This is a genomic window from Alteromonas gracilis (assembly GCF_036870955.2).
GTDB classification, from domain to species: domain Bacteria; phylum Pseudomonadota; class Gammaproteobacteria; order Enterobacterales; family Alteromonadaceae; genus Alteromonas; species Alteromonas gracilis_A.
Map to the genome: position 1 here is coordinate 4,235,843 of NZ_CP145482.2, position 24,095 is coordinate 4,259,937.

Consider the following 24,095-nt stretch of genomic DNA (forward strand, 5'->3'; position numbering starts at 1 on the left):
CTGTTCGCTAATGCTCTCTTTTGTTTTAGCAGCACTCCCTTTTCGCGGTTAAGTTGCGCTTTATCAACTATACTTAGCGTCAAGGTAGTTAAAGACGATCGTTAAGAGACAAGATGTTTATGTCCACATACGTTTTTATAATACAGCGCATGACAGGGCTTTCACGCTTACTTAAGCTCACTGTATGTTTGCATGCTGTGTGGGTTGCTGCATTGTTAAACGTACTAGGGGCGCAATGTGCGTATGCAGAAGCCTCATTAGTGCCGCCTACAATAACCTACTATTACTCCAACCAGCCTCCTTTTGAATTTATAGACGAAGAAGGGCAAGCTTCAGGCATCGCTATTACTCGTGCTCTTGCGCTTTTTCAGCAGTCAAACTACAAGATTGCATTTGCTTTTGACTCAATAAATAGAGGCGTGGATAACCTACACGCTGGGCGCTACGACATCAGCACGGCGGTAAGCCCAACAAAAGCACTGCAACGTCAATTTTTAGTCAGCGAAGAAGCTCTTTACAGCATTAACTTAAGCGCAATTCGAAAACAAGCAACGCCGCCCATAACGCAGATTGAGCAAATGCGTTCCGTGGCATATGCGGCCATAACAGACAACACATTTTCGTATATCGAGCGCTTTTTGCAGACACAACATCCACTTTCAAAACGCTACAATGTGGCGACTTTTTCTCAAGGAATGCGCCTCGTTGAACTAGACAAACTTCCTTACTTCCTTACCTATCTTAACGAGCGCTCAGACGCTTTTGATGAAACACTTACCGTAGACTTACTGATGGAGCTGCCTGTGCACATCATCATTTCTAAGCGCCATCCTAATGCCAACGAGCTTATGTCTATCATTGATGATCAAATGTCGCTACGAGAACCACCTAAAGGTGCTTTTTAAGAAACGGTACAATGTGCGCAATAGCGCGGTCATGGATATCGCGGCGAGTCACTTTTTCGCTGTCGTGGCAAAGGTGTTCAAGAGTTGTCTTACCAAAGTCTGTGCATGTCGACAAAAAACTGTAATGGCCAGCGTGCTCAATGCTTTTAACCTCACTTTGTTGCAATAGTGCGTTGGCGTAAATAGCATTGGGTTCACTTGGCGCAATGGTATCTTGTGTTCCTGTAATAAACAGCGTTGGCGTCTCAATAGCAGTCATTGATTCAGGCTCGAAAGCGTGAAGTATTGCGGGAGCGATTACCACGCCCGCTTTCACGTTTGCTAATAAAAAACGTTTTTTTTGGCGCTGTTGGCTTGCTAAAACCTGTTCATTTTTTTTATCTTTTCAAACGCATCAAGCACCGTTAGGAATTCTGGCTGAGGCTGACAAGAGAAGTCGTTAGTGGCCTTTTGACAATACGCATCAAACTGCTCCTTGTTAGTAATGCCTCCTAGTGCCGAAAGTGCAGTATAGCCCCCTAAACTGAAACCGATGACAGCCACTCGCTCGTGATCAATCAACTTACTCCAATTCTGACTATTAGCCAGTTTAGCCTGTACCGATACTAAGTCGTGGGCACGCTCCCACCACAACAAGAAACCTTCTGGGTATTTGATATCTTCAATAGCTGTATTGCCATGATGGTTGACCGCAGCGACTACATACCCTTGTTTTACCAAGGCTTCAGCAAGCCACAACATTTGAAGGGCAGAACCTCCGGTGCCATGAGACATCATGACAAGCGGATACTTACCCGATAGTGGCGTGCCATTTTTTACGACGTGCCCTGCATTAAAGACGGGCGCTTGAGACGAACCAAGTGTAACTTGCTCTACGCAGCCCTCGCCGGACGGATAAAATAGGTGCGTAGTCATAGGGCGGGCAAGTTGGTTTCGCCACGCGTGCCTTGTCTCATCTTTAAACGGCAATACCTGCATACCCACATTGGCACTTTCGGGCTTATTGCAACGTTTCGCTTTTGGCGTTCGTACACATGCTTTATCAAGCCTTTGTTTCAAACCTTCATGATAAGGAAAGCTCCTCACCAGCCATTGAAACAAGTCAATAGCTTTGTCGGCATGTGCAGACCAATTTAGTTGCATAGCAAGGTCGTTGACTAATAAAGCCTGTTCCGGCTGCACTAAGGACACCGTTGATAACCTGTCAAAGGTCTCGTCCCACCGCTGTTCTAGTAGCGCTTTATTGAGTAGAAGTGACGGAGAAGGAAACGGTGATTTTGTTTCATTATGGGAGCCCGTTTCCAAAACCGCACCCTGCTCCAAAAACGCTTCAAGCACGCTTTCAACTAACAGCCGTTTGTGCTCAAAACCCATTGATGTATTGTTAAGTAAAGCAATGCTTATATTGTTATCCACAACATAATAAATAAAGCTGCTGTATCCTTGAAGTTGTCCGTTGTAGTAATGAACACGCAGTGTTTCACCTGTAGCAAGACGCTTGTCATCTATGTTCCATCCATACGGCGTCTCATCGTCAAACATTTCAGCCCTACTTTGGGTAGATAGAGAGTTGCCTTGGTGCAAGGTATCGACAAAGCGATGCAGATCATCGGATGTGGAAACAATACCAGCACCAGCGTTAAATACTTGCATATTGAGTGAGGTGTTAGCTTTCCAACCACCGTGTGCCCCCCATAAATACTCGTTAACGATTTTGTCTTTTCCATCAGACCACAGTCCCGAATGCGTCATGCCTAAAGGCGCGAATACCACTTTTTCTAAGCTTTCACTTAAGCTTACATTCGTCACCGACTTGATTACTTCACCCAATAACAAATAGCCCAAATTGGAGTACAAATACGTTGATCCGGGCTCATGCAGCAACGTCATCTTTGCAATGTCATTAAGCAGCGTTTCGTGTGGTATAGGTTGTTTGTATTTACCTTGAGGCCATTCAGGTAGTGCAAAATGATTGGCTAGTCCTGAACGGTTTGACAATAGATGGTGCAACGTAACACTGTCAGCCCACGGCGCATCAAAATGAGGCAAATGCTTAGCTAGGGTATCCTTTGTCGACAACGCCCCTACTTCTTGGAGTTTGAGAATTAGGCTGGCCACGATAGGCTTGCTCAATGACGCTACAGGAAACACAGCATCCCGCTTTATTGCTTGAATAGAATAACCGTTTGCGCGCACATCTGCGCTTACACGGCACACCACCTTACCGTTTTGAGACAGTGACAGGTTCCCAGCAAATACCCCATTTTCAATAAAGGGTTTAACGGCATTATGAATACTAGCGCAGCGAAAACTCGTATCAGTACCAGCAAAAGCAATAGAAATTGGCAGCAATAGCAGTACCAAAAGATACATTATGGGATGTTTCATGTTGTCCTTACATCGTAAAATTGAATTCGTTAATGCATGCTAGTATTGTTAGTCGAAACAAGTCCTTAAGAAATTCTATTATTTTTCTAACAGCAGCTGATAAGCCATGGAAAACGACAATAATACAGCCCAAGCCTACCAGCTCGGTCCCTTAAAAATAAAGGTGAAAGAGAATGTGGTAAGCAGTGAACAAGGTGATATTGTTTTACTGCCTAAAGTAATGGCCTTGCTGGTTTATCTTTGCAAAAACGCACAACAAGTCGTAACGTTTGATGAGCTTAATCAAGCTATCTGGCCCAAAGAAATCGTCGGCGACAATGCTATTTACAACCTAGTAGGGCAACTGCGAAAAGCCCTTGGGGATAAAGCGAGCAAGCCAACGTATATCCAAACCGTATCTAAAGTTGGTTATCGTCTGTTGGTTCCTGCTACACCATTATTTTCAGATATTGAAGAACCTACAGGCAATAACGAGGCAAGTTCGTTTGCACCAAAGAGTCCTGTGCATCGAAACAAACCAAAGAAAAAGAGGGGCATGTTAGGGTTTCTCTTTTTCATAATCGCGATAAGTACCACTACCGCTATTGTGAGTAGTAAAAAGCGTTACCAAGCGCCCAATGAAGATGCCGCAACACAGATAAAACTAGCACGTTATCAGCTTTATAGAGACGACAGTGACGGCATTGATCAGGCAATTGAAAGGCTGCAATTGCTTATTGCTGCAAACCCCAAGTGGGTTATTCCCAAAATAGAATTAGCCTATAGTTATTTAAGAAAGGCCGCACTTGCTCCTGATGACAGTGAGTTCTGGAGTAACAAAGCCTTTGCTATTGCGTCTGAGAGCAAGCTTGGCGACGCGGGCAAGCGCTTAATCGAGGTTATCAATGCAAAACACCAATTACACCATATCGACGATTCTTTATTTGAGGCTACTGATGTACTAACTAGTGCACGCTTGGCTTACAGCGATATACTTTTTGCAGAAGGAAAGATTAAAAATGCGCTCGAGCAAGCCTCACTCGCTAAAACACAATGTGTAGATTGCCCTTATGTTTATCGTAAGATCGCCACAATTAAAATGGTGCTTGGACAAGTGCAAGAAGGCTTTCGCAGCTTTTCCCAATATCGCCAACTTATTAACAATAAAAGTAACCATCCGGCTAATAATGCAGGCTACATAAAATTAACCAAGCAGAGCTTGGCGGCAATGGCCAACTGGCACTTTGAAACTCCACTTCCAACGAAGCTACTTGGACACCAACGCAATGCATTAGCCTTATTTTATTTGAGTTTGGGAGTGGTTGAACTCGCCGAGGAAACAGTTGAACCAATGCTTGACCAGCGTCCTAACTTTTATGACTTATACACCCATGCAGCCATAGCTAAGCGCAAATGGAGATATAAACACAAGCTATGATCTTCTGTTACAGCGCCAACGCGATTACCCAGACAATGAAAGATTTAAGCTATCTGTTGTTTACGCTCTTTGGCAATTAGGGAAGTATGAAGACGCAATGTCGTTGACGCATCAATTTGCGTTGGTACCTTCTTCATCCCCACTTCCTGACCATTTGTCGTTTGAAAAATGGAGTGTATATGCCGCATTGTTGAATCAAACAGGGAAGAAAAAAGACGCTAATGCCATTTTTGACAAACTCGAACAGCAGCTTTTAGCTAGCTATTCCGCAGGCAGTCAAGAAGCTGATATTCGTTTAGCATCGCTATATGCGCTACAAGGCAAAGCCAATGAAGCACTGTCTGAACTGGAAACGGCAATTGCTCAAGGGTGGGTGAGCGACTTCAATCAAAATTGGTGGTATTTACAAGATTCCCCTTATTTTGCTCCGCTTGCAGACAATAAAACGTTTCAACGTATTGTTGCTAACTATCACCAAAGCGTTAACGAGGTGTTCGAGACTGCGAAACAATTAGCATCACAGCGATAAGCTAATTGGGCGTTTTTGGGTGCCCGAACACGTCTATTTCCAACCTAGCTGGGCTTGTGAACGTGATACCCCTGAAAGTAGTCAATTCCTATCTCAGCAAGCTTATTTAGCGTTAATTCATCTTCACAAATATTATTGACGAAAACTCCATCTATTTTTAGGTAGTCTACCTTCAAGTCTTTTAGGTATGCGTTTGAGCTGATTGACAAGCAAATCTCTTTCATCAAGCGTAAGAAAAGTAAAGCATCTGTAATAATGACTGACATAGACCACTTCAAGCATGTTAATGATACGTATGGCCACCAGGCGGGTGATGTGACAATCAAACACTTTGCTGACATCATCAACAGCGAGGTTAGGGAGTATGACGTTGTGTGCAGGTATGGCGGTGAAGAATTCCTGATTTTCTTGCCGGAGGCAAAAGGTGATGAGGCAAAAAAGATTGCTGACCGAACACGAACTAAGCTAAGCAACTCGCCTATCGTGTATGAGAAGCAAGAATTTTCAATTACATCGAGCTTTGGCATCGTTTGCGGAATACCAGAAGCCAGATTAGAAGATGTGATTAAGTCGGCAGATATAGCATTGTATCAAGCAAAAAAATGTGGAAGAAATAGAACGGAAGTATTCGTGCAATCGAGTGAAAAAATGCAATTGAACGATGCCACTACGCATTCGTAGAACCAAACCAATATCGGTATTTCAAAATGAATAGATCATTTATGTTATTCGCTCTTGCGACACTTTTATTACTTGTTCTCATGCCAATACATGGAAGGGAGGGGGCTAATCGAGCTTAAGTATGTTTTTACTTTGAACAAACGCTTTGTATGCGCCAAATTTCTGCGCGAAATCCACTACAGTTTGCCCACTAGGGCTTTGATCATAAAGCTTCCGGTAGTCTCCTGCGACAAAGACTGATCGAAGAAAATTCACGTTCAAGCCTTCGAAAACATAACTTCCCTCAAGTTTTTTTAGGCTTGCATAAAGCGGGAATTCCTCACTGAACCCTTTCGCTTGAACTTGAACTTTAATCTTCTCTTTAAAGCTAATGTCCAAATACGGCATAACCAAGGAGGTTATTCCAACCCAATGGAAATAGCTGTCTCGAATAATCGGTAATGTATAGCCAATTTTGGTGGGATCTAAACTGCTAGCCGCCACTGGCTCTAAATCATACCTAATTTGTATATCTTGAAACGGCATGTGAGTTAACTCAATTTGGGTACTACCATTTTTTGTTGACGCAACAGTCGAAGGTAAAACTTGTAGATTCTTTACGCCCAAATGAGCTGAAGTTGCATTTGCCCAGGATAATGGGAGGGTTAAATACGAGGTTGTTTTGTCTCCTACGTTGTAGTCTACAACGATAGAATATGTCGAGTTCGATGATTTCACGAAAGTGTAGTGAATTTCCAACTCAGATGATTGCGCGCTAAATGTAAAAAAGGCGATGAGAGAAAGTAGGTGTTTAAAGTACTTTTTAAAGGCTTTTGTGAAGAAAACAATGCATACCAATTTAGATGTAATTTGGCATACTTTTCTAGGCATTTTGTAACTCATTACGTATCCATCGTTTATGAATTGCTACTACAAAACAATAAATTATCTGCGGTATCAGTGAATGCATCGCCTCTGCTCGTCATTCTCCTTGACGAGAAAAAGGCAATGGGATTAGTGAACAAATGTGACGTTGTGGTTTCTATAAACTTGAAAGTTACTTAACCACAATCGTCACTGTATTCGTTTTAAATCTACTCAACCGTTACTGATTTAGCCAAGTTACGGGGCTGGTCTACATCGGTGCCTTTAATAAGCGCAACATAGTACGACAATAGCTGTAGTGGCAATGTGTAAATAATTGGCGCAATAGGCTCTTCACAGTGCGGTACGTCGATAACGCGCATGGTTTCATCACCTTCAAAGGCTGCATCTTTATCAGCAAACACATACATGATGCCACCACGAGCACGCACTTCTTCCACGTTAGACTTAAGCTTTTCCAATAGCTCGTTGTTTGGTGCTACAACAATTACCTAAGCATTTCATCGTCAATAAGCGCCAATGGACCGTGCTTAAGTTCACCTGATGCATAGGCCTCAGCATGAATATAAGAGATTTCCTTAAGCTTAAGCGCGCCTTCCATTGCAATTGGATATTGGTCGCCTCGGCCTAAAAACAAACTGTGGTGTTTGTCAGCAAATTCTTCTGCAAGGTCTTCAATGCCCCCTGTAATGGCTAGCGTTTCTTCAAGCTTCGCTGGCAGACTATGTAGCGCAGAGATAATGGCACGTCGGTCTGTTTCAGACATACCATTTTCCTCACCCAAAGCCAGTGTCAGCATCAAAAATGCGGTTAACTGAGTCGTGAATGCTTTGGTTGATGCCACGCCAATTTCGGCTCCTGCGCGCGTCATAAAGGCGAGATCAGATTCACGTACCAACGATGAACCAGGTACGTTGCAAATTGTCAGGCTCGACATGTAGCCCAATTCTTTTGCTAGACGAAGGGCTGCCAAAGTATCAGCTGTTTCGCCCGACTGAGAAATTGTTATAAGCAAGCTGTTCGGGTGCACCACTGATTTGCGATAACGGAACTCTGACGCAATTTCTACATTGCACGACACGTTAGCGTATTGCTCTAGCCAATAGCGCGCTGTCATGCCCGCATGGTAGCTCGTTCCACAGGCAATAATTTGTACGTGTTTCACTTTACTAAAGATATCTGCCGCGCCGTCGCCAAAGATCCCTGACACCAGCCCATTCTCGTCAACACGATTTTGCAGCGCATTACGCACAACTGTTGGCTGTTCGTGAATCTCTTTGAGCATATAGTGGCGATAGCCTGCTTTGTCACCCGCGTCATGCTCTACATTTGACTCGATAATTTCACGCTCAACTGACGCACCGTCTTTGTCAAAAATGCTCACTTCACGACGAGTGATTTCGGCTACATCACCTTCTTCTAAAAAGATAAAGCGGCGAGTTACAGGTAAAAGCGCCATTTGGTCAGATGCGATAAAGTTTTCACCCAAACCTAAACCGATAACAAGTGGACTGCCTGAACGCGCAACTACAACGCGACTTGGATCTTCTTTATCCATAATCACCGTACCGTAGGCACCATGGAAGGTTTTTACGGCGCTTTGAACCGCATTAAGCAAAGATTTGTAGGTTTTTAATTCTTCGTGAACGGTATGGGCAATGGTCTCGGTATCTGTGTCGCTGGTAAAGGTATAGCCTTTTTCAGCAAGCTGCGCTTTGAGCGTGACATAGTTCTCGATAATACCGTTGTGCACAACGGCTACGCGCTCTGTTGAGAAATGTGGGTGCGCATTGGCTTCGGTTACACCACCGTGGGTTGCCCAGCGCGTGTGTGCAATGCCTGTACCGCCAAGCGCTTCTTCCTGCGCCACAGCGTCAGCAAGCTCTTGAACTTTACCCGTGCGACGAATGCGTTTTAACGTGCCGTCTTGCTGCAAAAGCGCTACGCCAGCCGAGTCATAGCCGCGATACTCAAGGCGTTTAAGTCCTTCTAATAGAATTTCTACCACATTACGTTCGGCAACAGCGCCTACAATTCCACACATAGTTATTCTCCATTGAGCGCAGCAACGATAACCGCGACGCCCTGATTTTCAATACGTTGTTTGTCTTGTTCACTAATACCGTCATCAGTGATCAAAACCGAAATAGTGTTCCAACCTAGCTCTAGGTTTGGCATTTTATGCGTTAGTTTTTTTGAGCTCGCCATTACAACCACTTTACTGGCCGCTGCTGCCATAGCTCGCGTCACCCCAGTTAGCTCATTAAATGTTGTTGTACCACGGTCCACATCAATACCCGCAGCACCAATAAAGGCCAAATCAAAGCTATAGGCACTGACAAGTTGCTCGGCCATGGCGCCTTGAAAAGATTGAGACTGCGCATCCCAAGTGCCACTCGGTCATTAACACCGTAGGCTCTTTCTCACACTGTGTAAGGTAGTTAGCGGTGGCAAGCGCATTCGTCATGACGACCAAGCCACTAATGTTTGATAAAAATGGCAGCAGCGTCGATGTTGTTGATCCACAGTCGATAACAAGTTTACTGCCAGGTTTAACTAGGGATGCCGCACATTCACCAATTGGAGACAGCGAGACTGATGAAGGGAATGGCAAGATTTCAGATGTCGACGTTGCGGGTACAGCGGGCACCGCACCGCCAAATTGGCGAATAATGAGACCCTGCGCATCGAGCGCAGCAAGGTCTTTTCTAATCGTAACTTCTGATGTAGAAAAGCGTGACGCTAGCGCCTCAACCTGGGTGTGCCCATTGTCATTGATCCATGAAACAATGGCTTGGCGTCTATCATCTACTGATTTACTGCTTTTCAAATATCTCGCCCCGCAGGTGAATACGATATAGCCATTATTACTGATGATGCTTGTAGTAGCTAACGCATTTTTTACCCATAACTTTCAAAACGAAAGTTATTATTTATATTTTGAAAGCATACTATGTTATCGCGTAAGCCAATTCAAGGTTTTTGTTTATTTTAACATCAACTTCTGTTGTTGCTCGCTCGCCGAAATAGCCAATTCGATGACGTGAATAACCTCAACAACACTCTCAGCATCTGCAGGTAAATCGGCGTCTTCATTAATAGCCAGCGCAAGCTGAGCAAAGAACGTTAGATACTGCCCACGCTCTGTTTTAACAACGTCTTGTGAGGTTTCGTTAGCCAACATGCCATGTTCTTTTTCTTTCGTTATCGCCCACTGAGCGTCATCAAGTGGAAGCGCTGCTCTTAACTGATCTTCTTGCGGGTCTAAATGAAACTTCCGATAGCTGGCTTTTGTTCCTTGCACATCAAAGCGAAGAGTGGGCCCACCTTGGAAGGCCGAACTGCCAAGCTTAACTACCTTGTCGGCATAATGCAGTGTGACGTCGAAACAATCATCGGATTGGCCGCCTTCTCTTAGCGTGAGTATGTCGGCTGACACCGCCTCTGGCGCCCCAAAAAGTTGGAGTGCTTGGTCAATTAGGTGTGGGCCTAAATCCCAAAAAATCCCGCTACCTGGTCCTGCATTTTCGCGCCAGCGGTTTCGCGGCATTGGACGAAAACGATCAAAGCGGCTTTCAAGCCGTTTTACATCGCCTAAAGCACCTGCATTTATCAGCTTTTTGATAGTCAGAAAATCACCGTCGAAACGCCTGTTATGATAAACACAAAGCTTCTTTTCTTTTTGATTTGCAAGCTGCACCAAAGACTGTGCATCACTCTCATTCAAGGTAAAGGGTTTTTCAACTAGTGCGTGGCATCCGCTTTCTAGCGCAAGCTTGGCCTGGTGAGCGTGTAAATGGTTAGGCGTTGTGATCACAACCAAGTCATACAAGCCTGTACTAAGCGCTTCTTCAAGAGAGGAATAGACTTTCGCTTCTGGAAGTTCAGCGCGCACCGTTTCGTTTTTTGAAGACACAACCCCATCAAGACTGAAATCTGGTAGGAACGAAAGAAAAGGTAAGTGGAATGTCTTGGCAGAAAAGCCGAAACCCACAAGTAGCGTTGAAATCATATACACCTCTAGTAAAGCCACCACAGCTTTTAGAAAAGTCATTAAGCTAAAAAAAAGCGAGGCTACGAAAAATTTCAAAGCCCCGCTTTCATTATTTTATTGCTACCGCCCGAACTACGACTTTTTAGTTGGTCTTGGCCAATTTGCAATGTTGCGCTGCTTGCCGCGAGCTACAGCAAGGGCATTATCTTCCACCGCCGAAGTAATGACTGAACCAGCGCCTACCGTTGCGCCATCACCTACCGATACTGGCGCAACTAACGAAGAGTTAGAGCCTATGAAAGCATTCTCGCCAATCACGGTTTTCGACTTATTAACGCCATCGTAATTGCACGTAATGGTACCAGCGCCAATATTGGCATTTGCCCCCACTTGTGCATCACCCAAGTAAGTTAAATGGTTTGCTTTCGCCCCTTCTCCCAACACGGCTTTCTTCATTTCAACAAAATTGCCCACTTTGGCATTTTTGTGCATCACCGCGCCTGGGCGCAACCTTGCATAGGGACCAACAACACAAGCTTCACCAACTTGTGCATCTTCAATAATAGAATTTGCTTCAATGACCGCATTATCCGCGATGGTGCAGTTGCGTAAAATGCAATTAGCCCCAATGGTCACGTTGTTGCCAATTGTGACATCCCCTTCAACAATCACGTTAACGTCGATAACAATGTCGTTGCCTGTTTCAAGCGTACCTCGCAAATCAAAACGCGACGGATCTAAAAGTGTGACACCGTTTGTCATCAGCGCATTTGCCTGTCGCTGCTGAAGGGCTCGCTCGAGATTTGCAAGCTGAAGGCGGTTATTAACTCCTTCAACTTCTACCGCAGATTCAGGTTGCGCAGATTGGATGCGTTTACCTTCTGACGCAGCCATGGCAATTACGTCAGTTAAATAGTACTCGCCCTGCGCATTATCATTGCTTAAATCTCCCAACCACCGTTTTAGGTCGGCGCCTGACATCATCATCATTCCAGTGTTTATTTCTTTGATGTCGCGCTGAGCGTCAGTGGCATCTTTATGCTCAACTATCGCGGTAATATTGTCGTTCTCGCGCACAATGCGTCCCATACCGGTAGGATCGTCTAACTCTACTGTCAACAAGGCTAGGTCGCATTGCGCTTTGACCGCTTTAAGAGCACTTAGCGTTTGCTCTTGAATAAGCGGCGCATCTCCTACCAGTACCAGTACATCTTCTTGGTCATTGATATGAGGAACCGCTTGTTGGACAGCATGGCCTGTTCCCAATTGTTCGGCTTGTAAACACCAATTCAGGTTGTCCGCAGCAATTGACGCTTTCAGTTGGTCGCCACCGTGACCATAAACCAAATGGATATTCTCAGCCCCTAACGACTGCACGGTATTAATGATTCTTTGTACCATAGGTACGCCCCCCACTTTGTGGAGCACCTTTGGCAACGATGACTTCATGCGGGTACCCTTACCCGCAGCAAGAATGACGACTGAAAAAGCCATAAGTTTCCTTTAGATCGCAAAGCTATAAAATAAGTATAAGTAATTTGTAGTGTAACTAAGGACTGATAAGAAGTCAGCGACTCATTGTCTGCAAATAAAAATGGTTGTGCAGATTCTGCTCCTTGTTATTTAGTCTAAATTTACAGCACACGCTCTAGCGGTTACCACATGCAGCAGTTATACTTAAGCCATTGGCTTAGGACTCGGTCACGCAAGGGAGCATGCGCAGTCTGTGAATACATTTAGAACATTACATCGAAGTATACTGGTGCTGTTTGCGGTGGTGGTTATTGCCATCGTCACTCTAGTTCACTTTAGTATTTCAAAAATTGTTGCCGAGCAAAGCCGCGCACAGCAACAATCTCTGTCACCCGCCATATCGCTTATCGTAGAGCAGCTACTTAAACCACTGCATATTTCTGAGGCATTGGGTCACTCTACTGAATTGGTCGATCTTATGATTGGCGACGAAATTGACGAAGAAGCCGTATTTAAGACATTGGATCGTCTTGAAAATGAGTTTGGCCTTTCCTTTTTTATTGCTAGTGAAAACGATCGTAAGCAATACAATTCTGACGGCTCTATTATTGACTTAGTTGAAGGCGAAGTAAGTTGGTACTTCAAATATCGAGACCACCCAGCTGATGCTGTGGCGGATATTGGTAAATGGGAAGACACACACTTCTACATCGATATAAAAATCCACGACCAAACCGGGCGCTTTTTGGGCTTCTTTGGTGTGGGTAAAAGCCTAAGAAGCTTTATAGAAGTGTTTGATACTTACAAACAAGAATACGGCTATGACTTCCTGTTTGTCGACGGGCAGGGCGACATTATGCTGTCATCAGACCCTAACCTCATTGCGTCTTATTCAGAGTTTACCAACCTATCCGAACTGCCATGGTATGCAAGCTTGCCGTTGGCCATTCAAAGTGAGCAGGCCTTAAACAACAAACTTGTCACCATTGACCAGAAAGACTTCCTTATTGCAGAGGTAAAACTTAATCAATTTGGCTGGACAGTTTTCTTGTTAAGCCCGCTCGAAGATAGACAGGCTGAAATTTCACAAGCGTTTATTTTCAGTGTTGTGACCCTGCTCGTTATTGTGTTCTCACTCTTTTTGCTTATCTACAATTTGCTGTATTACTTTAGAAAAGACATGCAGCCAGATTTAGTTGTGCGTCACACTACGCGTCTTCCCGAGAAGGACAATTTGCAGCTCATATACAAAAGCTTACTTGCAGAACACAAGTCACTTAGCCTTATGCTTATCAGTGTGGATGACTTTTCTAATATTGTTGACGCGCATGGCAGAAACACAGGTGACGATATCTTAGACAAGATTGTGGCGTATCTTGCCGAGCGGTTGCGTGAACAAGATATTCTCGGGCGCTGGAGTAGTGAAGAGTTTGTAGTATTGCTGCCTAACACTGGCCCCCACGTAGCATTTGATACTGCGCAGAATATTCGTCACGGTATTGCAACACTGCCGCCACTGCCCGAATTTCCTGACCTACAAGTGACCGCTTCCATCGGCATATCTTACACCGCGTCAAACCGAGCGATGCACGAAGTAACCGCACACGCTGAAGACGCCTTGTACCAAGCAAAGCGCGACGGAAGCAACTTAGTGAGAATGCAGCTTATTGAGTAGCGGCGCTAATTTTAGGCCGCTTACGTTTCAGCACACCTGTTGTTAACGCTACACCAAATAAAATCATTAAACCGCCAATAATGGTTTGCGCAGAAAGGTGTTCTTGTAAAAAAAGTACACCCCAAATAATGCCAAAAAGCGGTACAAGATAAGCGACGGTTATGGCTTTAGCTGGGCCTACATTGGCAATGAGTTTAAAATACAGAATGTAAGCAATGCCCGTTCCCGCTATTGCTAGCGCCACGGCATTCATCCATGCGTTAGTGCTTGGCATGGTTGCAGGTAGCGTTGCCAGTGCAAAGGGCGCCAACATAATGCTTGCCATAGCTTGGCTTCCTGTGGCAACAACGAGCGGTTTAACGCCTTGTAGCCATTTTTTCATCATACTTGCAGCTATACCATAGCCAAGCGTGGCAAGCAGCGCAGTAAGTATGGGAAGAAAGCTAATTTCACCTTCGCCAAGCTTTTGTTGACTAATCACGGCAACACCGACAAAGCCGATAAACAGCCCTATAACAGCCGATTTGGTCAGTTTATCCCCAAGCCATAGCCACGCCACAATAGCGCCAAACATGGGTGCTGTAGCATTAAGAATGGCGTTAACTCCCGCCTCTAAATGCAGGCTACTATAGTTAAACAACACAAAGGGCACAGCTGTGTTGGCAAGGCCTACTAACCCTATTGCAAGCCAGTGTCTTCTAATGTCGTTAACTGAGCCGCTTAGCAATAACAAAGGCAGCAACACAGCCGTTGCCAACAGGGTTCGAATGGCGACCAGAACATAAATGCCAAATTCGGGTGCAGCCACGCGCATGAAGATAAACGAGCCCCCCAAATACCCGCTAATACCAATAAAGCAATTAGATCTTTTATTGCCATAATACGCCTTGGGCTCCTTCTAAATTTAGTAAGAATTGCTTTATTGGTAATCCACCAGCATACCCCGTTAATGTTTTATTACTGCCGATAATACGGTGGCAGGGCACAACGATTGCAATAGGATTCCTGCCATTGGCCATGCCTACCGCACGCACCGCTTTAGGGTTGCCAATAGCATTTGCAATGTCTAAATAGCTAGCAGTTTCGCCGTAAGGAATCTGAAGTAATGCCTGCCATACTTTATGCTGAAACTGAGTGCCCTTCGCTGCAAGCGGCAAGTCGAATTCCATCAGCGTTTTATTAAAGTAGGCTGTAAGTTGCCTAGCCGCTTCCTCGGTTATCGGGTTTTTATTTTCTGCAGGTTGCCCTGTAACCGTTTCGCGCTCTTCGACAAAGTTCACTGAGGTAACACCTTGTTGGCTGGCAGATATCAATAAGTGCCCCTGCGGCGTTTCGATGTATTGTATGTATTCCATTTATTGTTACCTTTAGCGTTAAGACTGCTCGATAAGATCGCTGAGTTGCCACAGCTGCAAGGTTAAGTAGCTTCTCCAAGGTGCAGCTTGCTCCGGGAAAATCGGTAGACGTTCAGCGGTTTTTCGCACAATTAAATCTCCCCCAAGGTATATATCAGGATTGCGCTCACCGCGCATTTGCAGGTAGTCAAGGGTCCACGGCCCTATTCCCTTGATAGCCAAAATCTCATCATGGGAAGGCGTTGAATGCTGGCAGAAAAGTTGGGCGAACTGTTTAATAGCCGCTTTTCTTGCCGCAGGCATTCGCAAAAAAGCTAAGTCACTGTTTGCTACGACATCGGGCAGTGGAAAGTTAAATTGCGCATTCTCCTTACCTTTGCCTATCTCACTATTGCTTTGCTCATTAAGAGAAGCCGATACCGGGTTTCCCAAGTGATGGACGAGAAGTGTCACCTGACCTATGGCGGCTTTCACGCTAACCTGCTGTCCAACAATGGCTCGACAACCGCTTTCAAACACACTCCAAGCACTTGGCAATCGCAAACCTTGCGTTAATTGTTTTTGAAGTAACCCTGCTTTTTGTAGGCTATCAGAAATCAAAGCGGGGTCAGCATGCAAATCTAACATCGCTTTTATGTTTTCGATAACTCGGTGTAACACCCGCAGATTTGTTAACCGTAGCGTCACCGCAAAACCACGGCGTTCAGCATCGTGCTTTGCACTAAAATGTCCGCTTTCTCCTTCCCATTCAAACCATCGCGAGTAGGTGTCATCAGTCACCTTTTCCATACCATCGATAGCTCGCGTAAGCAGGAATTGTCGAACGTACTCCCAGTTATAAGGTGGACGATAGGATAAAAACAATTGGACATCTTTTTGTACTACCACATTTTGCTTGCGTAGCTTTGAAGGCGTGGTATTACAGTATTGTTCAACGGCGCGCTGCAACTGCCGCAAAGATTGATAACCAACGGTGAAAGCAATATCTGTCATAGACAAATGAGACTGCTGAATAAGCTGCTTTGCAAACAGTGCGCGATTCATGCTTTGAAACTGCTTAGGCGACATGCCTAACTCTTCCACAAGAAGCTTGTTTAGGTAACGTTCACTAATACCAAGTCGAGCCGCAATAACCGAAATAGACTCCACAGGTATTGCCGACAGCAGAGATATGGCTCTATTTACGGTTGCATTCACACCTAACCAGGCAGCTGACTGAGGAGCGCTATCAGGTCGGCATCTCAGGCAAGGGCGATATCCGTCAGCCATTGCCGCTGTAGCATGCTGATAGTAAGACACATTTTCTTCTTTTGGCAGCTTGGCCGGGCAAATGGGTCGACAAAAAATACCCGTCGTTTTGACCGCAACGAAAAATGTTCCATCAAAACGTGGATCGCGGCTAAGGCGTGCCTTTGTATACATAGCATTTTCTATGCTGTGAGCGTGCGAAGCAGGTTGAGCTGACATTGTTGTAGCGCCTTGTAAAACACATTATGTGTAGTCTATCGCGCATCGCTTCGTGACGCGCGACAAAATCGGAACTCACTATATTATTTGTTTATTTAATCACAGACTTTGTCATCTATTTGATCATTGGGCACGCTATCCGCATAATGTTGGCATAAGAATAACGACCGCCACAGCGTAACTCAGCGCCGTGCGGCCTAATGAGCTTTCTGTATGCTGAATTCATTGCGCAAATTGACGTCGCGCATGTCCCTAACATGGCTACTACTTGTACTCATTGCCCAGGCGTTTCCTGTCAGCGCAGATTGGCTCGATGACTACGCTAAGTATGTGCAAAGTGAGGCGAATAAATACAACGTCCCTGGCTATGCCTTTGTGTTTTATGAGCAAGGTAGAGCACCTCGGGTATACGTGCACGGCAAAACGATAAAGAGAAAAGGCGAGAAAATCACTGAAGACACTGTGTTTCGTTTAGCCTCTGTGTCTAAAACCTTTACCGCGTTACTTTCAGCCAAACTAGTAGAACAAAACCGACTGTCGTGGAACACCCCTATTAGCACGCTTCTACCTGATATCCCGTTTAAGGGTGACGGTATGCAAGCGCTGCAATTACAACATATTGTTGGTCAGTCTAGTGGGTTTATGCCAAACGCCTATGACAATCTTATTGAAGCTGATTATTCTCTTGAACGCGTGCTTAAATCTCTAGGCGAACTTGAGCCCTTGTGTAAGCCAGGTGATTGCTACACTTACCAGAACGCGCTATTTGGTGCACTTGAATATTATTTCAGCAACCATAACACGTCGTACTCTGCGCAAATGCAAAATCAACTTTTTGCACCATTGGGGATGAAAACCGCAAGTGTAGGTAAAGGCGGGCTTCTAGCCTCCTCATCATGGGCACACCCACATATCGCTATTGCACGAAATAAATGGCGAGAGGGCAATGTCGAGAGTAACTACTATCGTTTCTCTCCCGCTGCGGGCGTAAATGCAAGCATTAACGACATGACCATTTATTTGCAGGCTTTGTTAGGGGAGTTTCCCACTATTATTTCGCCAGAAATGGTTGAATATGTTACTGCCGAACGCGTGAAAACAAAGCGAGAAACCTACCGGCGTGGCTGGCGAGGCATGATTGATGATGCCCATTATGGGTTGGGCTGGCGTATTTATGATATTGACGGCATTAAGCTGAATTATCATGGCGGCTGGGTTAAAGGCTATCGTGCTGATGTAGCCTTTTCACCAGAGCACAAAGTGGGTTATGTCATGCTGATGAATGCAGAGTCTAATATGATCAACACCACCACGGCTCAACTGTGGAAGCGCTATTTCAACCAGCAAGCCAAAAAGGCCCTTTAGTCCGCCGTCGGCAAACCCGGACCACTATCTATGATGCGGATCCTCGACCTGATGACATTGACGTCGCTAGAAAGTGGCGAAAATCATGTCGTATAAACAGGAATAGCGAAGACTATGCCAACAAGAGAATAAAAATTAAGATATTGATTTTATGAGATAAAATGCAATTGGCGCGGGGAGATTTGAAAATAAGAGAGAGTTTGCTGTCCGCTATCATAAATGGCATTTACGATAACGGACAGACGCGGTAACTAGTTTTGTTTTAAGTAGGTATAGCCGTTTAAGCAACCTTCGTAGAAGTCAGTCCAACGTACACCTTCTCGCGGATTAAGCTTACCGTCCCATACCTGCTTGTCGATAAGACGTTTAACGTCTGACGCCATAGCACGCGGGTTGTATTGCATAACGTTGAGTACGTCTTCAACCGATGAGCCTTTCACAACCTCTTCAATATAGAAGTCTTCTGGGTCGTCATCATAGCTATAAATATGCACTTCATTTAAGCGACCAAACAAATTATGCATATCGCCCATAACGTCTTGATATGCGCCCGTCAGGAACAAACCAACATAGTAGGGTTCGTCTTTTTTCAACGGGTGCATTGGCAGTACATCGGTAATTTCGCGCCCAATAGTAAACTGATCTATTTTACCATCGCTGTCACAAGTAATATCTACCAATGAACAATTAACTGATGGCTCTTCGTTCATTCGAGTAAGCGGCACTACAGGCAATAATTGGTCGATCGCCCACGTATCAGCCGCTGACTGGAAAATGGAAAAGTTACACAAATACTGCGACGACAAACTGTAATCTAGTTCTTGCAGTTCTTCTGGCACATACTCTTCGTTGCGATACCACTTCTGCAAGCGCTCCATAATTTGCCAGTACAGTGTCTCAATCTTTCCTAGCTCTTCAAGCGGCAAAACGCGAAGCTTGAACGCATCAAGCGCTTGCTCTTTGTATTGCGATGCATCGTTGTATATTTCGTGCATGTTGGTTTGTTCGTCAAATGTGTCTGCGAGCTCGCGCATATTTTTCAAGAAAATATGCTCGCCTTCTTTTGCCGAGGTATCCATTTGCGCAGCGTTTGACTTAATCTCACCCACTATTTCAGTGATAACACAGCTATGGTGAGCGGTTATTGCACGGCCACTCTCACTGACTAAATGAGGATGAGGCACACCTTCTAAATCGCACATTTCTTTCATGCCATACACAACGTCTGCTACGTATTCTTGCATGCTGTAGTTGCGCGAAGACTCATTGGTCGAGTTGCTACCGTCGTAGTCAATGCCAAGACCACCACCTACATCAACATAGTCTAATTCAAATCCCATCTTGTGCAGATCCGCATAAATACGCGCACCTTCAGTAATGGCTTCTTTAACAGCACGAATATCCGTTAATTGACTACCAATATGGAAGTGCAAAAGCTTCAAGCAATGTGCCATGCCTTGCTCTTCAAGATAACGCGCGGCATTAATAATTTCAGTAATGGTCAAACCGAACTTTGCACGCTCTCCGCCGGAACTTTCCCACTTACCACGGCCTTTCACCGTCATCTTTGAGCGCACACCAATAATTGGGTCAATATCAAGCTCTTTGGCTATCTTTACGAGCAGCAATAGTTCAGTAAATTTTTCAACAACCACAACCACTTTGCGGCCTAGCTTGCGACCTAAAAGCGCAAGGCGCATTACTTCATCGTCTTTGTAACCGTTCAAAATGGTTAAAGACTCTTCATTGGTGTTCATTGCCAATACGGTTAAAAGCTCAGCTTTTGACCCGGCTTCTAAACCGTAATTGTAGGCCTTGCCTGCATCGACAATCTCTTCTACAACTTCGCGCATCTGGTTTACTTTAACCGGATAAACACCTTGATACTCGCCTGCATACTCGGCTTCTTCAATGGTGCTTCTAAATGCCTTGTTGAGGCCTGCCACTTGCGAACGCAAGATATCATGAAAACGCACTACAACAGGAAATTGCACGCCTTCTTTGCGAATGTCTTCAATTACCGAATTAAAGTCGATTTGGATGCTAGGATCCTCTGGCACTGGGGTAATATGAACGTTGCCATTTTCACCAACTTTGAAATAGCCGCCACCCCATTGAGACACGCCATAGACGCGCTCTGCTTCTTCGATGCTCCAATCTGACAATGTATTCACCTATATGTAATGAGCTAAGCGCTAAGCCTAGCGTAGTAAGTGCAAAATTAAGACGCGTATTATAGACAACACAACATTTGTTGCGATGTAAAATATCGATTGTCGCGACTAATTTTGTTTATCGACCTCATCGCGTTCTGTGTTCCTCGACACCCACGATTTAATGTAGTCAACAACAATAAGCTCTGCCTTTGTTTCACACAGTGCTATAAACGTTGAAAAATGTTTTGTTCGGTCTAGCGTGAACGCAATATCAGTAAAGAAATTCTCAACAATATGATCGGTCTCACTGTTGTCATCTTCCAGCCACAGCTCGCTTAATTGATTTCGTCTATCAAGCTTAATCGTTGACTTCATTTTGATGTTCGAGTCCGACCGTGGATCTTGCCACACACGCATATCCACAATGAGATGAAACGGTTTGCCACTGCGTTTCTCCAAACAGTCAGACAACTCGCCCAAATACCGAATATTGGTCGCCATATCCCATTCTCCGCGAAGGGTGACTAATATACAGTTCTTAAGCTGTTCGATGTGATACGGAGCCATGGGCATTTGTGTTTACTTCTTTTAACGAATATCCAAATTCAATGTAACGCCATCAAATAGTCGACGCTAAATGAAAGCCTACATTGAGGGTAGTAGTCGCACCATACGACGACAACACCTGACGTCAGAATTAATATAAGCGCGCTTTTGCCATCTAAGTACGACTTATTTGCTAGAAACAAAAAAGGAAGCACAACGGCTTCCTTTTCCAGTATTTTACTACAGATTCTAAGCCATTTGCTTAGTCATCGCCAAATTCCCGAATAATGCTGTTAATCGTATCCTTCGCATCTCCCAACACCATGCGGGTGTTATCTTTAAAGAACAGAGGGTTATCAACACCAGCAAAACCTGCATTGGCAGAACGCTTAAGCACAAACACGGTTTTCGCGCGATACGCTTCTATCACCGGCATGCCGTAAATAGGGCTTCCCTTCATTTCTTTTGCCGCAGGGTTAACCACATCGTTTGCACCTATCACAATCACCACATCATAGTTTTCCATGCGCGGATTCACATCGTCCATTTCATAAAGCTGGTCGTAAGGCACATCAGCCTCAGCGAGCAGCACGTTCATATGACCGGGCATACGACCCGCTACAGCATGAATTGCATAATCAACCGTACAGCCATTTTCTTCTAACAAAGACTGCATTTCTCGCACGGCATGCTGTGCCTGTGCTACCGCCATACCGTAGCCTGGGACCACAAGCACCGCTTGTGCCGCTTCGAGTACATAAAAGGCGTCTTGCGCCGACAACACTTTTATTTCGCCTTCAATTTTCTCATAAGCTTCAACAGGCTTAGCAAAACCAGATAACAGCACGTTCATTAACGAACGGTTCATGGCCTTACACATGATATTGGTAAGGATGAGGCCTGACGCGCCAACTAAAAGACTAGGTCACGATCAAAATAGTGTTTTCGGTGGCAAGGCCAGCCGCAGACGCAGCGACGCCCGAGTAACTATTAAGCAATGCAATAACCATAAGCATATCTGCACCACCAATGGAAATAGTAGCCCACAGCCCAAAGCTAAGCGATAGCGCAATGGCACAATAAATCCAAAGAGTATTGCTCGGGTCGGTGGTAAACAAGTACCCCACAACACCCATACCGATAAGATGCAGTACGCTAAGCTCTCTTAAGCCAGTAAACACGACGGCCTTAGAACTCATTTTTCCTGACAATTTACCCCATGCGACCACAGAACCAGAGAAAGTAATGCCACCCACTAAGATAGTGAAAAACAGCGTAATGAACGTAAATGCGCTTTGAGTTTTCAGCGCCACTACACTCATTCCAGCCAATGTGGCCCACCCCAACAGAAGCGACGCCGCGCCGCCAAAACCGTTGAACAACGAAACCATTTCAGGCATTGCCGTCATTTCTACGGTTTTAGCCTTCCACGCGCCAAATGCGCCGCCAAGCACAAAACCTAATAGTATGTAGTGATAGCTGATGATTTGTTGATCGAGTAGGGTAACTACAACAGCGATCAGCATACCCACAGCCGACACAAAGTTGCCTTTTTTAGCGGTATCTGGGTGACTTAATAATTTTAAACCTATGATAAATAGTGCCGCAGCAGCTACATACGCAAGGTTGATAATGGTTGCGATATCGTTCACTTGCGTACTCCTTATTTATCTTTTTTCTTAAACATACCGAGCATGCGGTCTGTTACTAAATAGCCACCCACCACGTTAATGCTTGCCAAAGCCACCGCAGCGGTACCTAAAATAGTAGTAAGTAAGTTGTTGTCGCTGCCCGAGGCTACCAACGCGCCCACCAGCGTAATCCCTGATATCGCATTTGAACCAGACATAAGCGGGGTGTGTAACGTTGCAGGGACTTTTCTAATAAGCTCAAAGCCTAAAAAAGCAGCCAGTAATACAATGAAAAGTAAGTAAATGATTTCCATGATTAAGCCCCTTTGTATGCATTAATGAGCATGTCATTGGTAACCTTGCCATCATGTGTTATCACACAGCTAAGCAAGAATGTCGTCTTCTAAATTCAGTTCAAACGATTTGCTCTCATCGTTAAAAAACTCATCAACAAGGTTATAAATGTTATTGGCGTACATGTCGGTCGCGGCTTTTGCCACATATTGGCTCCAGTACCCATTGCCAATCACCTTTACACCATTTATTTCTACCGTTTCACCTGGCTTTGAACCTTCTACGTTACCGCCAGATGTGGCGGCCATGTCTACCACAACGCTTCCTGGCTTCATCAATGCTAAGGTTTCCTTGGAAATTAGTACCGGAGGCTTGCGGCCAAAGAGCTGAGCGGTAGTAATAACAATGTCAGAGTCTGCAATGGCGTCACGCTGCGCATCTTGCTGCTTAGCTTTTTGCTCGTCGGTCAACTCTTTGGCATAGCCGTCTTTGGTTTGGCTAGGTTTCGCCGATATCAATCTTTAGGAACTTGCCTCCTAAGGACTCTACTTGTTCTGCCACCACAGGACGAGTGTCGTACGCCAACACATTGGCACCTAAGCGTTTCGCTGTGGCTATTGCTTGAAGGCCCGCAACGCCCGCGCCGATAATAAACACCTTAGCGGGTTTTATCGTGCCAGAGGGCGTCATCATCATGGGCAATATAGAAGGCAGTAGGTTTGCCGCCTGCATCACCATGACATAGCCTGCGAGGCTTGCTTGTGAGCTTAGCGCATCCATTTTTTGGGCTCTTGACGAGCGGGGAATCATTTCAACAGAAATGGCGGTTAGCTCTTTTCGAGCGATGTTCTCAACCAGCGGTTGCTGAAAGAAAGGGTCAAGATGGCCTACCACAATGGCCCCTTTTTTCATCAACGCCAGTTGGGCGTCGGTAGGCTTGTTTACCGCGACTACCATATCTGCTGATGATAAAGACTCATTCACATCATCAATAACAGTCACCCCAACTTCTTCATATTGTTTATCTGAATAGCCAGAGGACTGACCAGCTCCGGCTTCTAGCAGCAGTGTCGCCCCTTTTTTAATCAGCCTTTGCGCACTACTTGGCGTAGCGGCGCAGCGCTTTTCCACATTGTTTAGTGGATCTGGCGCCTTTGATTCATTGAGTATTATGATTTTCACACGCTTCTCCTCACAGTTGGCATTTTCGAGAATGACACTCTTCATGCGGTCTACAGCCATTTAATTCGCTTATACCTACCATTCCCTGTCGAAATTAAAAGCAGATTCACTAATAATTTCATTTATAGTTCGACATCAAAAATACTTCAATTCGTTTATTTTTCGCCCTATAA

The 24,095-nt window shown here is 45.0% G+C and carries 17 protein-coding genes and 5 pseudogenes; 6 read left to right on the top strand and 16 right to left on the bottom strand.

Going from position 1 to position 24,095, the window contains the following annotated elements; translation table 11 throughout:
• Window positions 1-119: 119 nt before the first annotated feature.
• On the top strand, window positions 120-905 hold the full coding sequence (locus tag V6N89_RS20385) for a transporter substrate-binding domain-containing protein (RefSeq protein WP_338519202.1): 786 nt from the start codon (window positions 120-122) through the stop codon (window positions 903-905).
• Here V6N89_RS20385 and V6N89_RS20390 read toward each other — a convergent pair.
• Window positions 889-1,221 (bottom strand): hypothetical protein, encoded by a 333-nt coding sequence (locus V6N89_RS20390; protein WP_346993180.1) that lies wholly within the window; start codon window positions 1,219-1,221, stop codon window positions 889-891. The two genes, V6N89_RS20385 and V6N89_RS20390, sit on opposite strands and share 17 nt — an antisense overlap.
• A gap of 41 nt (window positions 1,222-1,262) precedes the next feature.
• Window positions 1,263-3,293, bottom strand: coding sequence for a serine hydrolase (locus V6N89_RS20395; RefSeq protein ID WP_338519204.1), 2,031 nt, complete (start codon window positions 3,291-3,293; stop codon window positions 1,263-1,265).
• Between the two features lie 106 nt (window positions 3,294-3,399).
• On the opposite strand from V6N89_RS20395, the gene V6N89_RS20400 reads away from it, so the two are divergent.
• Entirely contained in the window at window positions 3,400-4,710 is a 1,311-nt protein-coding gene (locus V6N89_RS20400; RefSeq protein WP_346993181.1) for a winged helix-turn-helix domain-containing protein, read from the top strand.
• Between the two features lie 97 nt (window positions 4,711-4,807).
• Window positions 4,808-5,239, top strand: a complete 432-nt coding sequence (locus V6N89_RS20405; protein ID WP_338519206.1) for a hypothetical protein — start codon at window positions 4,808-4,810, stop codon at window positions 5,237-5,239.
• Window positions 5,240-5,283: 44 nt separating this feature from the next.
• Here V6N89_RS20405 and V6N89_RS20410 read toward each other — a convergent pair whose 3' ends face one another.
• Window positions 5,284-5,448: a hypothetical protein gene (locus V6N89_RS20410; RefSeq protein WP_346993182.1), complete on the bottom strand. Its 165-nt coding sequence runs from the start codon at window positions 5,446-5,448 to the stop codon at window positions 5,284-5,286.
• 13 nt (window positions 5,449-5,461) lie between these two features.
• Between V6N89_RS20410 and V6N89_RS20415 the strand changes: the two genes are divergently transcribed.
• The gene (locus V6N89_RS20415; RefSeq protein ID WP_338520181.1) at window positions 5,462-5,920 is read left to right on the top strand and encodes a GGDEF domain-containing protein; all 459 of its coding nucleotides are present in this window, start codon (window positions 5,462-5,464) and stop codon (window positions 5,918-5,920) included.
• A 105-nt stretch (window positions 5,921-6,025) separates the two neighbouring features.
• Here V6N89_RS20415 and V6N89_RS20420 read toward each other — a convergent pair whose 3' ends face one another.
• From V6N89_RS20420 to glmU, 5 genes and pseudogenes are all read right to left on the bottom strand, one after another.
• Entirely contained in the window at window positions 6,026-6,802 is a 777-nt protein-coding gene (locus tag V6N89_RS20420; protein ID WP_338519208.1) for a hypothetical protein, read from the bottom strand.
• Window positions 6,803-6,993: 191 nt separating this feature from the next.
• Window positions 6,994-8,828, bottom strand: a pseudogene (gene glmS, locus V6N89_RS20425) (glutamine--fructose-6-phosphate transaminase (isomerizing)).
• A 2-nt stretch (window positions 8,829-8,830) separates the two neighbouring features.
• Window positions 8,831-9,614 (bottom strand): annotated as a pseudogene (locus V6N89_RS20430) (DeoR/GlpR family DNA-binding transcription regulator).
• Between the two features lie 156 nt (window positions 9,615-9,770).
• Window positions 9,771-10,796, bottom strand: coding sequence for a Gfo/Idh/MocA family oxidoreductase (locus V6N89_RS20435; RefSeq protein ID WP_338519209.1), 1,026 nt, complete (start codon window positions 10,794-10,796; stop codon window positions 9,771-9,773).
• Between the two features lie 114 nt (window positions 10,797-10,910).
• The gene (gene glmU, locus V6N89_RS20440; protein ID WP_338519210.1) at window positions 10,911-12,272 is read right to left on the bottom strand and encodes a bifunctional UDP-N-acetylglucosamine diphosphorylase/glucosamine-1-phosphate N-acetyltransferase GlmU; all 1,362 of its coding nucleotides are present in this window, start codon (window positions 12,270-12,272) and stop codon (window positions 10,911-10,913) included.
• 232 nt (window positions 12,273-12,504) lie between these two features.
• Between glmU and V6N89_RS20445 the strand changes: the two genes are divergently transcribed.
• A complete protein-coding gene (locus V6N89_RS20445) occupies window positions 12,505-13,926 on the top strand; it encodes a sensor domain-containing diguanylate cyclase (RefSeq protein WP_338519211.1) in 1,422 nt (473 codons plus the stop codon).
• Here the strand turns inward: V6N89_RS20445 and V6N89_RS20450 are convergent.
• The 3 genes and pseudogenes from V6N89_RS20450 to V6N89_RS20460 form a co-directional block, all read right to left on the bottom strand.
• Window positions 13,916-14,805 (bottom strand): annotated as a pseudogene (locus V6N89_RS20450) (DMT family transporter). The gene V6N89_RS20445 and the pseudogene V6N89_RS20450 overlap by 11 nt on opposite strands.
• Window positions 14,796-15,281, bottom strand: coding sequence for a methylated-DNA--[protein]-cysteine S-methyltransferase (locus tag V6N89_RS20455; protein WP_338519213.1), 486 nt, complete (start codon window positions 15,279-15,281; stop codon window positions 14,796-14,798). Before V6N89_RS20455 ends, V6N89_RS20450 begins: the two are co-directional and overlap by 10 nt.
• A gap of 18 nt (window positions 15,282-15,299) precedes the next feature.
• A complete protein-coding gene (locus V6N89_RS20460) occupies window positions 15,300-16,748 on the bottom strand; it encodes an AlkA N-terminal domain-containing protein (protein WP_338519214.1) in 1,449 nt (482 codons plus the stop codon).
• Window positions 16,749-16,961: 213 nt separating this feature from the next.
• Here V6N89_RS20460 and V6N89_RS20465 point away from each other — a divergent pair, with 213 nt between their 5' ends.
• Window positions 16,962-18,113: a serine hydrolase domain-containing protein gene (locus tag V6N89_RS20465; protein WP_346993183.1), complete on the top strand. Its 1,152-nt coding sequence runs from the start codon at window positions 16,962-16,964 to the stop codon at window positions 18,111-18,113.
• A 251-nt stretch (window positions 18,114-18,364) separates the two neighbouring features.
• Here the strand turns inward: V6N89_RS20465 and speA are convergent, their stop codons facing one another.
• From speA to V6N89_RS20490, 5 genes and pseudogenes are all read right to left on the bottom strand, one after another.
• Entirely contained in the window at window positions 18,365-20,278 is a 1,914-nt protein-coding gene (gene speA / locus V6N89_RS20470; RefSeq protein ID WP_338519216.1) for a biosynthetic arginine decarboxylase, read from the bottom strand.
• A gap of 117 nt (window positions 20,279-20,395) precedes the next feature.
• Entirely contained in the window at window positions 20,396-20,842 is a 447-nt protein-coding gene (locus V6N89_RS20475) for an arginine decarboxylase (protein ID WP_346993184.1), read from the bottom strand.
• A gap of 235 nt (window positions 20,843-21,077) precedes the next feature.
• Window positions 21,078-22,467: pseudogene (locus V6N89_RS20480) on the bottom strand (NAD(P)(+) transhydrogenase (Re/Si-specific) subunit beta).
• An 11-nt stretch (window positions 22,468-22,478) separates the two neighbouring features.
• Complete coding sequence (locus tag V6N89_RS20485; RefSeq protein WP_014951245.1) at window positions 22,479-22,760, bottom strand: NAD(P) transhydrogenase subunit alpha; 282 nt, start codon at window positions 22,758-22,760, stop codon at window positions 22,479-22,481.
• A gap of 2 nt (window positions 22,761-22,762) precedes the next feature.
• A pseudogene (locus V6N89_RS20490) lies at window positions 22,763-23,922 on the bottom strand (NAD(P) transhydrogenase subunit alpha).
• Between the last annotated feature and the right edge of the window lie 173 nt (window positions 23,923-24,095).